Genomic DNA, 13,145 nt, shown 5'->3' on the forward strand with positions numbered 1-13,145 from the left:
TGACGGTGGTTCCGCATTACCATCCCGGTGTGTCCCTGCTCGCTTACGTCGATCCCGCCGACGCCCCCGCCGGCGACTCGGCCGACGACCCGGCCGACGCCTCTGCCGAAGCGTCGGCTGACGTTCGGCGCGTGGAGACCGAGTACCGGCCGGGAGGCGCGGTGGACGTGACCGCGACGCTCCGGCCCCTGCAGCGCGGCTCCGGCGACCCCGCCTTCCGCGTGGTCGGCTCCGATACGTGGCTCGGGCTGCGGACGCCCTGCGGACCCGCCTCGGTCGTCATCCGTCGCGTCGGGTCGTCGATCGCGGTGTCGGCGTGGGGAGCGGGCGCGGAGTGGGCCGTCGAGCACGCCCCGGACCTGCTCGGCCGCGGCGACGACTGGTCCGGGTTCGACGCCTCCGGGCACCCGTTCCTGGCCGACGCCCGGCACCGGCAGCCCGGGCTCCGACTGCTGCGCACGAACACCGTGGTCGCGATGCTCGTGCCGGCGATCCTGGAGCAGAAGATCACGTCGCAGCAGGCCTGGCGTGCGTGGCGGTACCTGCTGCGGCGGTTCGGGACGCCTGCACCCGGTCCGGCCCCGGTCGACATGGTCGTCCCGCCCGCGGCCGACGAGTGGGCGCGGATCCCGAGCTGGGAGTGGCACCGGGCCGGCATCGAACCGGGGCGCTCGGCGACGGTGATGCGTGCGGTGCAGGTGGCGCCGGCGCTCGAGCGGACGCTCGGGCTCGGGCGGGGCGGCTCGGTCGTCAGCGCCCGGCTGCAGTCGATCCCGGGCGTCGGGAAGTGGACAGCGGCCGAGACGGCCCAGCGCGCGCACGGGGACCCGGACTCGCCGAGCGTGGGGGACTTCCACGTGCCCGCGCTCGTCGGGTGGGCGCTGACCGGCGGACCGGTCGACGACGACGGGATGCTCGAGCTCCTCGAGCCCTGGCGGGGGCACCGGGAGCGGGTCGTGCGGCTGATCGGGGGCTCGGGCTTCCGGAAGCCGTCGTTCGGACCGCGGATGACGATCCAGGACCACCGCGGTCACTGAAGCCGCCGGGCACTGAACCCGCCGGTCACCGACCGCGTTGCGTCGCGCTCCGGAACCAGGTTCCGCACGCACCGGCGACCGGCGTCCGCGCGCGGTGCACATCCTCCGCCGTCACTTGCCGACGCTCGCATACCGTCTCCAACCGGCTCGGGACCCGCCCGGCACGGAGAGGACGACGCACCGATGACGACCACCACCACCGACGACGACCACGTCGCCGGCGTCCCGACCGCGATCCCCGACGACACCGGAGCGGCCGAGACGGCGCAGCGAGCGAAGCGGCACGTCACGCGGGTGGCGTTCGTGGCGGCGCTCGGCGGGCTGCTCTACGGCTACGACACCGGTGTGATCTCCGGCACCCTGATCGAGATCGGCAAGGAGTTCTCGATCAACTCCGGCGTGCAGGAACTCATCACGGCGTCGATCCTCGTCGGCGCGATCCTCGGCGCCTTCCTGACCGGCCCCGTGTCCGCCAGGATCGGTCGGCGACGCGCGATCCTCATCATCGCCGGGGTGTTCGCCCTCGGGGTGCTGTTCGCCGCCCTCTCGCCGAGCCCGCTGTTCCTGATCCTCAGCCGGCTGTTCCTCGGGCTCGCGGTGGGCGGGTCGACCCAGACGATCCCCACGTACATCGCCGAGATCGCCCCGGGACCCCGCCGTGGCAGCCTCGTCACGGTCTTCAACTGCGCGATCGGTGTCGGCATCCTCGCCGCCGCCCTGGTCGGGGTGACCCTGAACGGCGCGGTGTCCTGGCGGTTCATGATCGGCGTCGCTGTTGTCCCGGCGATCGTGCTGCTGCTCGGGATGCTGCGGCTGCCGGAGAGTCCTCGCTGGTTCGTCGCGCAGGACCGCATCGGCCCGGCACGGCGGGTGCTCCGCTGGCTGCGCCCCGACGACCGCACGGCGGAGGACGAGCTCGACGAGATCCGGGAGCTCGACGACGCCGAGCCGCACGGCGGTGCCGGGCAGTGGGCGCAGCTCCGGAAGCCCTGGGTGCGGCCGGCGCTCATCGCCGGGCTGATCGTCGCCGCGTTCACGCAGCTGACCGGCCTCGAGATGATGATCTACTACACGCCGACGATCCTGACCACGGCCGGGTTCCCGCACGTGTACTCCCTGTGGGCGAACGTCGGCGTCGGGGTCGTCTACCTGGTGATGACGTTCGTCGGGTCACGGATGGTCGACCGGATCGGTCGGCGTCGCCTGACCCTCGTGATGCTGCCCGGCGCTGCGGTGAGCATCGGGCTGTTCGGAGCGCTGTTCGCGGCCAACGGCGGCAAGCTGTCGCCCGTCGTGACGATCGTGCTCATCCTGGCGTTCATGTTCTTCCAGGCCGGCGGGATCCAGGTCGTCGGATGGCTGGTCGGCTCCGAGATGTACCCGCTCCGCATCCGTGCCGCGGCCACCAGCCTGCACGCCATGGTCCTGTGGGGCGCTGACCTGCTCGTCACCTCGACCGCGCTGTCCCTGACGGGGTGGATCGGCCTCGGCGGCACGATGCTGCTCTACGCGGCCCTCAACATCGTCGCCTGGATCCTGGTGTTCCGCCGCGTGCCCGAGACGAAGGGGAAGTCCCTGGAGCAGATCGAGAAGTCGCTCCGCAACGGGACCTTCCTGCCGCACCGCACTCGCAGCGAGGGCTGACACCTGCGGGGGCTACCCTCGACGATCGTGAGTTCTCATCGGAATCGTCGTCGTGCCTCCCGGGTCGTCTCGATCGGGGTGGTCGCCGCGCTCGCCGCGTCCCTGACCGGCTGCGGCGAAGGAGCCGGCGTCGGCGCGGACTACGCGAAGATCTGCCGCGACAACTCCACCCAGAAGCGGCTGCCCGACAACGACTGCAACAACCACGGTGGCCACGCGGGCTGGTACTACCTGCACGTCGGCGGCAACCGCTCGACGAAGATCCCCGCGGTCGGCCGAACGGTCTCGGGCGGCGTGACGACGCTGCCGTCCGGCAAGACCGCGAAGTCGGGCATCTCGTCGCGGGGGAGCTCGGTGTCGAAGGGCGGCTTCGGCGGTTCCGGCGAGCACGGCGGGTTCGGCGGCTGATGGAGCGCGTCGCCTTCACCGAGCGCCCCGACTGGGAACGACTGATCCAGCAGACCGGACTCATCTACTCCCGGTCCGTGCGTGACGACGGCACGACCGTCGACTACTGGAACGACCGTGCCGCGTACGTCTTCACCCTGCCGGAGGTCGAGGCCCTCGAACAGCAGACGGAGGAGCTGCACCGGATGTGCCTGGAGGCCGCCCGGTACCTCGCGAGCGGTGCGCTCGGCACGCTCGGGCTCACCCGCGAGGGGTTCGACCTCGCCGCGTGGTCGCTCGAGCAGCACGAACCCGACGTGTACGCGCGGTTCGACCTGGCGTACGCCGGGGACGGTTCGCCCGCGAAGCTCCTCGAGTACAACGGCGACACCCCGACAGGCCTGATCGAGGCCTCCGTCACGCAGTGGCACTGGCTGCAGGACCGGATCCGGTCCGGGGAGCTGCCCGCCGACGCCGACCAGTGGAACGGCATCCACGAGGCGATGGTCGCCCGCTGGCGCACCCTGTTGCACGAGTCGCTCCGCGCCGAGGAGGGCGGTCGTCTCTTCGTCGCGCACTCGGACCTGGACACCGCGGGCGAGGACTGGGACACCGTCGCGTACATGCGGGACCTCGCCGCCGAGGCCGGGTGGGAGCACACCGGCATCGAGATGAAGGACATCGGGTGGCACGCCGGTGCGCGACAGTTCGTCGGGAACCCCGAACCCGCCGGGTCGTCCCGCAGTATCGCCGCACTGCCCGGCGACGAACCCGGCACCCAGTACCCCGTGATCCGGAACATCTTCAAGCTCTACCCGTGGGAGGACCTGGTCTCCGGCGAGGACCGGGCGCAGGGCGACCAGGAGTTCGGCGCGTTCCTTGTCCGCGACCGGGGGCGGCTCGGCCACTGGTACGAGCCCGCGTGGAAGATGTTCCTGTCGAACAAGCTGCTGCTCGTGGCGCTCTGGCGGCTGTTCCCCGGGCACGACAACCTGCTGCCCTCGTACGCCGACGGACCGCACGGCATGACGGACTTCGTCGTGAAGCCGGTGTTCGGGCGCGAGGGTGACGGCATCCAGGTCCACCGTGCGGACGGCTCGGTGACGTCCAACGGGCGCGAGTACCGGCGTCCGGGGACCGGCGGCGAACGGGTCTGGCAGCAGTACCACGAGTTGCCGGACTTCCCGGGACCGGACGGCCACAACCACCCGGTGCTCGGGTCCTGGGTGGTCGACGGCGAGTCGTGGGGCGTGGGCATCCGCGAATCCGACGGCCCGATCACCGACTACTGGTGCCGGTTCGTGCCGAACCTCATCCGCTGAGACAGGTCGCTGAAGCGACCCACCGACGGACGGGAGGCGCGTGGCGGCGCCGCCACGCGCCTCCCGTCCGGCACCTGGTCCGGACGCGGACGCCGCGGCTACGCGTGTCGGACGCCCGTGCCCGCCAGCACCGCGCGGTAGCCCTCACGGAACGTCGGGTACCGCGGTGCCCAGCCGGTGGACCGCAGCAGCGCGTTCGACAGTCGTTTGTCCCCGCCGGTCTGTCGTCCGCTGGCGGCTGCCCGGGCGGGGACCGGCACGTCGAGCGCGTCGGCGAGGAACCGGAGCACGTCGTCGAGTCGTGCCGGTTCGTCATCGGTCCCGAGGTACAGCGGTGCGGGGTCGGGCGTCGTGGCGAGGTGCACGAGGGCCTGGGCGGCATCGTCCCGGTGGATCCGGTTCGTGTGCGGGGAACGGTCCGGTTCCGGAGCGAGTCGGGCGCTGCCGGATCGCACCTGCTCGATCAGGCGCTCGCGTCCGGGGCCGTAGATGCCGGACAACCGGACCAGCACGGCCCCCGGGGCGCGGTGGCGGAGGAGCTGCTCGGCCTCGAGGAGGACGTCCGCCGTCGGTGTCCCGCCCCGGGCCGCGGTGCCCTCGGTGACGGTACTGCCGTCGTCGGCGTCGTAGACCGCGGTCGACGAGACGACCAGCACGCGCGGGTCGGACCCAGACGCGGCGATGCCGTCGAGCACGTTCCGCAGCCCGTCGACGTACGTCGCCCGGTACTCGTCGACGTCACGACTGCCGGCGGCGAACGCCACCACGACGACGGCCGTGTCCGGGTCGATCGTCGGGACCTCACGCCGGAGGTCGATGCTCCGGCCGGTGATCGGGGCAGGGATCAGCTCCGCGCGTCGGCGGAGTCCGACGACGTGGTGGCCGGCGGCGGCGAAGCGGAGGCCGGTCTCGATCCCGAGGTCGCCGCAGCCGGCGATGACGATGCGCATCCCGTCATCGTGCCAGCCGGCGCCGTGGTGAGGCTGCGGGCCCTCGCGGTGCCGGAAGCGGCCTGTCACGGTGCCGAAATAGGACGAAATGCGCGGAACGGACAGTTCACGGCGTGAACTATTAACCAAGGCAACGACTTGGTGCCACGGTGGTGGGAGGGCTGCACATCCGCAGCCACGTGAAAGGACATCGTCATGAACCACGCACTCTGGGTCACCCTCGCCATCATCGGCATCGTCCTGCTCCTCATCGGAGCGTTCGTCACCACGCTGAAGTTCCTGATCACCGTCGGGATCATCGTCCTCGTGGTCGCAGCGATCCTGCTCGTCCTCCGTCTCGTCCGTGGCGGGGCATCGCGCGTCTGAGCGCGACCCCGGCTCGCGTCGCCGTCGCGCGCCTGCGCGTGACCGCGGCCTGAGCCGCAGTGATCTGAAGGAGCTCCACGTGGTGGAAGAGCAGCAGAGCCCGACGCTGCTCGCTGGGCGGTACCGCCTCGGTGCGGTCATCGGCACGGGTGGCATGTCCACCGTGCACCGTGCCCACGACGTGCAGCTCGGGCGCGACGTCGCCGTGAAGATCCTCCGCGCGGGGACCGGTCAGGACATCGACCGGACCCGCGCGGAACAAGAAGTGCGACTGCTCGCGCGGGTGAACCACCCCGGGTTGGTCGCGCTCTACGACGCCACCATCACCGCGGACCCGTCCGAGGGTCCGTCGTTCCTCGTGACGGAACTGGTCCGCGGGTACAGCCTCGGGCGCCACCTGCAGCAGGGCCCGTTCCCGCTCGACGCGGTGCGGTGGATCGGCCAGCGGTTGGCCGCGGCGCTCGCTGCCGTCCACCAGAGCGGCATCGTGCACCGGGACGTCAAGCCCGGCAACGTGCTCGTCGAGGGCGACCCGCGCCAGGCCGGCAGCACCGTCAAGCTCACCGACTTCGGCATCGCCCTGACCGGGGGCACGACGCGTCGGACCGAGGTCGGCACGATCATCGGGACCGCGGCGTACCTCAGCCCCGAGCAGGTACTCGGCCTCCCGATCACCGGGGCGGCCGACGTCTACTCGCTCGGACTGCTCCTGCTCGAACTCGCGACCGGGCGCCAGGCGTACCCGGGCAACCCCGTGGAATCTGCCATCGCGCGGTTGAACGCCCCCGTCCCGATCGACTCGTCACTCGACCCCGCGCTCACGGACCTGATCCGCAGGATGACCGCGAAGGACGCGGACGGGCGGCCCTCCATCGAGGCCGTCGAGAGCAAGCTCCGTGCGATGGAGTTCACTTCCGCTGCCGCATCCTCCGTCGGTGCTCCGACGGAGCGCATCGTCGACCCGCTGCCGCTCGCGGAGACCCGGGCGATGCGGGCTGCGGTGCCCGTCGGTGCGGCGGCCGGTGTCGCTGCTGCTGATGACGGAGCCGCGCCGGTGTTCGTCCGTCGTCGCTTCGCGGTCAGCGGCCGCAAGGGTCTGGCCGTGGTGGCGGGCGCCGTCGTCGTCGCCGGTCTGACCATCGGTGCTGCGCTCGCGCCGCACCACGGCTCCGCTCCGTCGAGCTCGCCCTCGAGCTCCGTAGCGACACCGTCAGTCTCGCCGTCGCCGTCGCCGTCGCCGACGCACTCGCCGTCCCCGACGGGCTCGGCATCGCCGTCCCCCTCGCCGAGCGCGGTCCCCGTGCCGGCCACCGTCGGCGCCACGACCGACCCTGCCATCGTGCAGACGACGACCGCCCCGAGCACCGTCGCGACGTCGTCCGGAGCGGGCGCCGGGACGGGCGCGGTCGTCCGGCCGCCCGCCGCCGTGCCGAACCCCGCCGCGAAGCCCGGCCCGGTGCAGCAGGTGCACCCGCCGAAGCACGTTCCGCCGGGGAAGGCGAAGCACGGGAAGTAGCGGGGTTCCGATCCGTCTGCTCCACAGGGCCTCGGGCGTTCCGGCAGAGCAGGCGTACGCCATCACCAGCCGAGGATCACCTCGTGACGCCGGTGAGCGGCGGGACCCTCAGGGTACGGTGGCCGCATGAAGCGCATCACGTTCAGCGGCGGGTCGATCGTCACCGGCAACGCCATCACGGCGGCACTGATGGAGTACACGACCACCGTCGCGAACGCCGAGCACAGCGTCACCGTCGACGTCCCGGTGCTCGAGGAGAACGGCGCGATCAGCACGCACACGCTGCTGCTCAGCCCCGCGAGCCAGTTCGACATCGCCGACGTCGGCGGGATCAGCGCGGAGGAAGAAGCCGAGCGGTTCCCGGTCCCGGAGCTCCCCAGCGTGGGAGTGACCGGCAGCGTGGAGAGCAATGACGACGCCAAGGACGCCGCGGCTGACTTCAACCGCATGAGCGCGGAGATCGACGAAGGGCTGGGGGAGTAACGGTGGGCAAGTTCATCTACGGCACGCCGTCGATCGCCGTCGACTTCGACGACCGCGTCCTCGCCCACCTCAAGGTCGTGATCCTCGCCAAGGTGCGCCGAGGGGAGAGCTTCTCGTTCTCGTGGGACTACGAGGCGGCCGCCGGGAGCGGGAACAGCTCGATCTGGATCAACCCCACCATCCCGCTGCAGTTCGACTTCCTCGGGAGCCGGCAGCCGCACCTCAACCGCGTGTGGGTGGAGGAGCTGATGCGGCTCGCGAACACCCCCGCCGGACTCCGGGTCACCCCAGAACCTCCAGAGCCCCACGAGTCCGCCGGCAGCTGACGGTCATCGTCCGACTGCCTCACACCGGGATGAGCGGGCTCCGCTCACCCGTCGGGAGCTCCACGCGGATCCGGTCACCGCGCCGGACGGCCCCGCCGGTGACCACCACGGCCATAACGCCGCCCTTCCGCTCCACCGCCCCGTCGTCGTCGCGCCCGAGGACCTGACGCAGCAGCCCCGGTTCGAAGGCGTTGATCTGCTGGCACGGGTTCCGCAGACCCGTCAGGCGCACGCACGCCTCGGCACCGAGGTGCAGCAGCGTGTTCTCCGGCAGCTCCAGCAGGTCGATCCCGCGCGTGGTGACGTTCTCGCCCATCTGCCCGGGTGCGACCTCGTACCCGGCCGCGGCGAGCTCGTCGAACAGCTCGGCGTGCAGCAGGTGCACCTGCCGCAGGTTCGGCTGCGAGGGGTCCCGCGCGACCCGGGAACGGTGCTGCACGGTCGTCCCGGCGTGGGCATCACCCTCGATGCCCCAGCCTTCGACGAGGACGACCTCGTCGACCACGGGCTTGCTGAAGTGGTGGGCGGGGTCCCTGCTCACGTCGACGACGAGGGGCTGGTCTTCCTGATCGTTGCTCACCCTTGCAGTCTGGCGCGGACGGAGCCGCTCTGCACGACCTGCACAGGACCCGGTCGCCCGTGCCCGGCGACCTCCGTTCGTGGCCGGGCCTACGCCGAGGGCGTCCCGGGTCGGTTCAAGCGGTCCGCTGCCCGGCCGAGCAGCCAGTTCACGGCCCACCCGAGGACGCCCGGGCGTCACCCTGTGGGCTGACATCTGAACGATCCGCCCCCGCACCTCGTCGTCCAGGTATGGGACTCCGCACACGCACGAAGGTCATCATCGGCATCTCCACCGGTGTCGTCGTCATCGGCGCCGCCGCTGCCATCGCCGGGCCGGCCATCTACGCCGACACCGTCAACGGGCAGGCCGCCGCCGCACCCTCGCTCAGTCCGAGCGCCGCGGGGTCGCTCGCCGCCTCCGACGCCGACGGCACCTGGACGACGCGCGGGTCGTCGTTCGCCGGGTACCGGGTGCACGAGGTGTTGCAGGGCAATGATGTGAACGTGGTCGGACGCACGAAGGACGTGACGGGCACCGCCGAGGTCGACGGCGGGTCGCTCGCGAAGGCGACGGTCACGATTAAGGTCGGCACGATCGCCACGCCGGAGGCCGCCCGGGACGCCTACTTCCGCGACACCGCGCTCCAGACGGACAAGTACCCGACAGCCACGTTCACGCTCACGAAGCCGGTCGACGTCGCGAAGGCCCTCGCCGGCACGACGCAGGACGTCACCCTCACCGGGACGATGGACCTGCACGGCACCACGAAGCCCGTCACCGCCGACGCGCAGGTCGCCGTCGGCACGGGTCGCACGGTGCAGGTCGTCGGCTCGGTGCCGATCACCTTCGCCGACTACGGCGTCACGGCGCCGTCGCTCGGGTTCGTGACCGTGGACGGGAAGGGCTCGGTCGAGTTCTCCCTCGACCTGCAGAAGTGACCGTGACGAGCCGTTCCGCGGACGAGTTGCTCGCGACCCTGTACCGGGAGCACGGCGACGCGCTGACCCGGTACGTCCGGCACCTCACGCGGGACGGCTCGATCGTCGAGGACGTCGTGCAGGAGGCGATGGTGCGGGCCTGGCAGCGCCCCGCCGTCCTCGAACGGGCACCGGACAGTGCCCGCGCGTGGCTGTTCACGGTCGCGAGGAACCTGGTGGTCGACGACGCGCGATCAGCCCGCAACCGCCGTGAGTTCGGCACCGAGGACCCCGTCGACCGCGTCGAGTCGGACCGGACGGACGCCGTCCTCGACCGCATCGTCGTCGCGGACGCACTCGCATCGCTGAGCGCGGAGCACCGACGGGTGGTGGTGGACGCGTACTGGCTCGGTCACACCGTCCCGGAGATCGCGCGACGACACGACATCCCCGAGGGCACCGCGAAGTCGCGGTTGCACTACGGGCTACGGGCCCTCCGGCTCGCACTGCAGGAACGAGGGGTCACCCGATGAGTGAGGACCGCATGGCCGACGACCGCTACGTGGAATGGGACGCCGCGTACGTCCTCGGCTCGCTCCCACCGGACGAGCGGCTCGAGTACGAGCGACACCTCGAGACGTGCGATCGCTGCGCCGCCACGGTCGCCGAGCTCGCGGGCCTGCCCGGACTCCTCGGCAAGCTGCCGGCCGACCAGGCGATCGAGATCGCCGAACCGGACGGGAGGCCCGACACCCGTTCCGAGAGCACGCTCGCCTCCGTCACGCACCGCGTCCGCCACCGCCGCCGTCGTCGCCGCGTGCTGGTCGCCGCGACCGCTGGCCTCGCGCTGGTCGCCGCCGTCCTGGGCGGACTCGCCGTCGGCACCGCCGGTGAGCGGAACGGCACGGTGCAGGCGGCTCCGACCGCCTCGACCACGACGTCGGCGGATCGCTACGCCATGGTCGGCGCGCAGGGGCTGGACGTCGACCTGGCGGTCAGCGGCGAACAGTGGGGCACCCGCTTCGACTGGGGCTGCTCCTACGGCGGCAAGGAGTGGTCGACCGACCGATCGGTCCGCTACGACCTGGTGGTGGTCGAGACGGACGGCACGGAGCAGACCGTGGCGTCGTGGACGGCGGCCGGAGCCGACGCCCGGGGGCTGTCCGCGTCGACGGACATCCCGCGGAACGCCATCGCGAGCGTGCAGGTGCGACTCCGTGGCGCGAGCGGCGTCCTCGCCGGCGTCGACCTCTAGGCTGCGGCAATCAGGGACGTTGTCCCCGTACTCCGAACCTCGGTACGCGCCCGAAGACCTGTCCTTCAGGGGGCGGGTCCTGAGCTACGTCGCGATCCTCAACGAGCTCGAGCAGCGAGTGACCCGCCTCACCCAGGCCCGCCGCTCGGCGACCTTGCCGAGAGCCTTTCGGTGCCCGCGTCCGGCCGGGCGCTCGCTCCCAGCTCCGAGAAGGGGTACGACCGTGTCGCCACCTTCGTTGATCGTCTTGGTGGCGCCGGCACGCGGGTCCTCTAGGGTCGCAAAGGGCGTCGAGCATCCCGAATGGCGTCACGACGAAGCCGGAGGTTCGGAGTGGTACTCATGCGTGGAACGAAGGACGAGGTGCGTACGGAGGACCGATCGGTCGACGGACGCCACGGTCCGCTCCCGGTTCGTCTGTACCGAGGGACCGGGCCCGAGCGTGCGTCGCTCGTCTGGGTGCACGGGGGAGCGTTCAGCGGCGGCAGCCTCGAGCAGCGCGAATCCGACGCGGTCGCTCGGGCACTGGCCCGCCGGGGGTACGTCGTGTTGACGGTTGACTACCGGCTGGCACCTCGGTGGGGCTTCCGCGGCCCGGTGCGCCTCGCACCGTCCGCCAACCGCTACCCGGTCCCGGTCGATGACGTGGTCGACGCGTTCCGCGACTTCGCCGAGCGACAGCAGGATGTGCCGCTGCTCGGTGGGGCGAGCGCTGGCGCATGTCTCGCCGTGTCCGCCGCGCAAAGTCTCCGAGACAGCGGGGCCCTGCCCAAGAAGCTCCTCCTGGCGTACGGCACGTACCACGCAGCGTTGCCGCCGATCCCGGATGAGGTCCGGGCGCGTACCCGCGGGTGTACGGCCTCCTCCAGTTCAGGCCGGACACCGTCTACCGGATGAATGTGAACTACGCGGGCAGCGACGAGGTCATGTCGCAAATCGACACCTTCCCCGGCGGCGGGGATCTGGGACGGATGCCTCCGACGCTCGTGCTCGACGCGGACCGCGATGTGTTGCGGGCGTCGGGGGAAGCACTCGTCGCGGAGCTGGGTGCAGCTGGCGTCGACGTTCGCCACCAAATCGTCGGCGGGACCACACACGGGTTCCTCGACCGGCCGCGTCGAGCTGCGTTCGAGCGCGCCATCGACGCTCTGGACGCTTTCGCGTGATGCTGTCCTGAGAGGCCGGCATCCGACTCGGAATCGCCGGAGGATTCCGCTCTGCCAGCCAGGGTCTCCGACGAGACGGATATGGCAGACTTGCAGCGTGCCCGGGGTGAAGCGAACCAAGCCCGCGAGCAGCTTCGACGTCGCTGAACTCGCCGGAGTGTCACGGGCGACGGTCAGTCACGTTCTCAACGGGCGACGGGTGGACCGCTTCCCGAAGGAGACGCGTGATCGGGTGCACGACGCCGCCAAGCAGCTGGGCTATCGTCCGTCGCCAGCCGGTCGATCGCTCGTCAACGGCCGGAGCGACACGATCGTCGTGTTGGCGGCGAACACGACCTGGGGACGGAATCTCCAGGATGCCGTCGACCAGGTCACACGGGACACGGCCTACCTCGCAGCGAACGTGGTGACGCGGTTCGCAGGGGCCGACTCCCGGGCCACGATCGAGGCGGTACTCGATCTCCGGCCCTTCGCCGTGATCGATCTCGGGTTCCTGAGCGCGGAAGACCACGCGGCGCTCGCGTCCGACAACGTGATCGCTGTTCCCGACCGCACGTCGGCGGGCGGGGAGCCCGCGTTTGATGTCGACCGCACCATCGTCGGCATGCAGATCGACGCACTCACGACATCGGCACCGCGGCGACTCGCGTTCGCCGGCATCGCGGACGAACGACAGGACCCGTACGGGCCGCGGCGTTTCGCATTGCTCCGTGAGGTGTGCCTCGAGCGAGGCCTCGCGGAACCCGTCCTCACTCGCGTGCCAGCGCAACTGGACGACGCCCGGGCTGCGCTGGGCGGCCACTTCGCGGGCGGACCGGTCGGCTTCGCCTGCTACAACGACGACGTCGCCCTCACCGTCCTCGCGGCCGCCCGTGACAGCGGGCTGCGGACCCCCGACGACATCAGCGCGGTCGGTGTGGACGCCACGAACGTCGGCCAGCTGTGGTCGCCGAGGTTGACCACCATCGCGGTCGACATCCGGCGCCTGATCGGTGACGCCGTCGGGGAACTGCGGGCGATCATGGACGGGACTCCTGCGCCGTCCCGGGCGTCAGCCGCCGAGCTCGTGCAGCTCGTCCCCGGGCACTCCTCGTGACGTCCTGACGCTCGCCTAATTCAGCGGATCCCGGCCGTCACGGTCAGAGCGCTCGGGGTTTCTTCGGTGATGCGTCGGGATCGATGGCCATGCCAAGTCCCAGACGAGCGTCCTCGGC

The 13,145-nt window shown here is 71.3% G+C and carries 16 protein-coding genes; 14 read left to right on the forward strand and 2 right to left on the reverse strand.

Translation table 11 applies throughout. The annotated features are described in order from the left end of the window. Window positions 1-29 precede the first annotated feature (29 nt). The 4 genes from J7E22_RS07145 (at window position 30) to J7E22_RS07160 (ending at window position 4,390) form a co-directional block, all read left to right on the forward strand. Window positions 30-1,037, forward strand: coding sequence for a DNA-3-methyladenine glycosylase (locus tag J7E22_RS07145; protein ID WP_374193260.1), 1,008 nt, complete (start codon window positions 30-32; stop codon window positions 1,035-1,037). Between the two features lie 183 nt (window positions 1,038-1,220). Further along, on the forward strand, window positions 1,221-2,681 hold the full coding sequence (locus tag J7E22_RS07150; RefSeq protein WP_214980209.1) for a sugar porter family MFS transporter: 1,461 nt from the start codon (window positions 1,221-1,223) through the stop codon (window positions 2,679-2,681). Between the two features lie 27 nt (window positions 2,682-2,708). After that, the gene (locus J7E22_RS07155; RefSeq protein ID WP_214980211.1) at window positions 2,709-3,089 is read left to right on the forward strand and encodes a tRNA-dihydrouridine synthase; all 381 of its coding nucleotides are present in this window, start codon (window positions 2,709-2,711) and stop codon (window positions 3,087-3,089) included. After that, on the forward strand, window positions 3,089-4,390 hold the full coding sequence (locus J7E22_RS07160; protein WP_214980212.1) for a glutathionylspermidine synthase family protein: 1,302 nt from the start codon (window positions 3,089-3,091) through the stop codon (window positions 4,388-4,390). The genes J7E22_RS07155 and J7E22_RS07160 overlap by 1 nt, the downstream gene beginning before the upstream one ends. A gap of 98 nt (window positions 4,391-4,488) precedes the next feature. On the opposite strand, the gene J7E22_RS07165 is transcribed toward J7E22_RS07160, so the two are convergent. After that, on the reverse strand, window positions 4,489-5,340 hold the full coding sequence (locus tag J7E22_RS07165; RefSeq protein ID WP_214980213.1) for an NAD-dependent epimerase/dehydratase family protein: 852 nt from the start codon (window positions 5,338-5,340) through the stop codon (window positions 4,489-4,491). Between the two features lie 195 nt (window positions 5,341-5,535). Between J7E22_RS07165 and J7E22_RS07170 the strand changes: the two genes are divergently transcribed. The 4 genes from J7E22_RS07170 (at window position 5,536) to J7E22_RS07185 (ending at window position 8,031) form a co-directional block, all read left to right on the forward strand. Next, window positions 5,536-5,706, forward strand: a complete 171-nt coding sequence (locus tag J7E22_RS07170; protein ID WP_214980214.1) for a hypothetical protein — start codon at window positions 5,536-5,538, stop codon at window positions 5,704-5,706. A gap of 79 nt (window positions 5,707-5,785) precedes the next feature. Further along, window positions 5,786-7,222, forward strand: coding sequence for a serine/threonine-protein kinase (locus J7E22_RS07175; RefSeq protein WP_214980215.1), 1,437 nt, complete (start codon window positions 5,786-5,788; stop codon window positions 7,220-7,222). Window positions 7,223-7,348: 126 nt separating this feature from the next. Next, a complete protein-coding gene (locus J7E22_RS07180; protein ID WP_214980216.1) occupies window positions 7,349-7,705 on the forward strand; it encodes a hypothetical protein in 357 nt (118 codons plus the stop codon). 2 nt (window positions 7,706-7,707) lie between these two features. After that, the gene (locus J7E22_RS07185; RefSeq protein WP_214980217.1) at window positions 7,708-8,031 is read left to right on the forward strand and encodes an ATP-dependent DNA ligase; all 324 of its coding nucleotides are present in this window, start codon (window positions 7,708-7,710) and stop codon (window positions 8,029-8,031) included. Between the two features lie 19 nt (window positions 8,032-8,050). Here the strand turns inward: J7E22_RS07185 and J7E22_RS07190 are convergent, their stop codons facing one another. Beyond that, entirely contained in the window at window positions 8,051-8,611 is a 561-nt protein-coding gene (locus J7E22_RS07190; protein WP_214980218.1) for an MOSC domain-containing protein, read from the reverse strand. A 230-nt stretch (window positions 8,612-8,841) separates the two neighbouring features. Between J7E22_RS07190 and J7E22_RS07195 the strand changes: the two genes are divergently transcribed. The 6 genes from J7E22_RS07195 to J7E22_RS07220 all read left to right on the forward strand — a co-directional run bounded on the left by J7E22_RS07195 (window position 8,842) and on the right by J7E22_RS07220 (window position 13,027). Continuing rightward, window positions 8,842-9,531 (forward strand): YceI family protein, encoded by a 690-nt coding sequence (locus J7E22_RS07195; RefSeq protein ID WP_214980219.1) that lies wholly within the window; start codon window positions 8,842-8,844, stop codon window positions 9,529-9,531. A 2-nt stretch (window positions 9,532-9,533) separates the two neighbouring features. Beyond that, window positions 9,534-10,043 carry a sigma-70 family RNA polymerase sigma factor gene (locus tag J7E22_RS07200; RefSeq protein WP_214980221.1) on the forward strand — a complete coding sequence of 170 codons (510 nt, stop codon included), beginning with the start codon at window positions 9,534-9,536 and terminating at the stop codon, window positions 10,041-10,043. Next, complete coding sequence (locus J7E22_RS07205; RefSeq protein WP_214980224.1) at window positions 10,040-10,765, forward strand: anti-sigma factor; 726 nt, start codon at window positions 10,040-10,042, stop codon at window positions 10,763-10,765. The genes J7E22_RS07200 and J7E22_RS07205 overlap by 4 nt, the downstream gene beginning before the upstream one ends. A gap of 342 nt (window positions 10,766-11,107) precedes the next feature. Further along, the gene (locus tag J7E22_RS18405) at window positions 11,108-11,662 is read left to right on the forward strand and encodes an alpha/beta hydrolase fold domain-containing protein (RefSeq protein WP_214980226.1); all 555 of its coding nucleotides are present in this window, start codon (window positions 11,108-11,110) and stop codon (window positions 11,660-11,662) included. Further along, window positions 11,617-11,931 (forward strand): alpha/beta hydrolase, encoded by a 315-nt coding sequence (locus tag J7E22_RS18140; protein WP_214980228.1) that lies wholly within the window; start codon window positions 11,617-11,619, stop codon window positions 11,929-11,931. The genes J7E22_RS18405 and J7E22_RS18140 overlap by 46 nt, the downstream gene beginning before the upstream one ends. 106 nt (window positions 11,932-12,037) lie before the next feature. After that, window positions 12,038-13,027: a LacI family DNA-binding transcriptional regulator gene (locus J7E22_RS07220; RefSeq protein ID WP_214980230.1), complete on the forward strand. Its 990-nt coding sequence runs from the start codon at window positions 12,038-12,040 to the stop codon at window positions 13,025-13,027. Window positions 13,028-13,145 lie beyond the last annotated feature (118 nt).

It is taken from the genome of Curtobacterium sp. ISL-83 (assembly GCF_018613895.1).
Taxonomy (GTDB): domain Bacteria; phylum Actinomycetota; class Actinomycetes; order Actinomycetales; family Microbacteriaceae; genus Curtobacterium.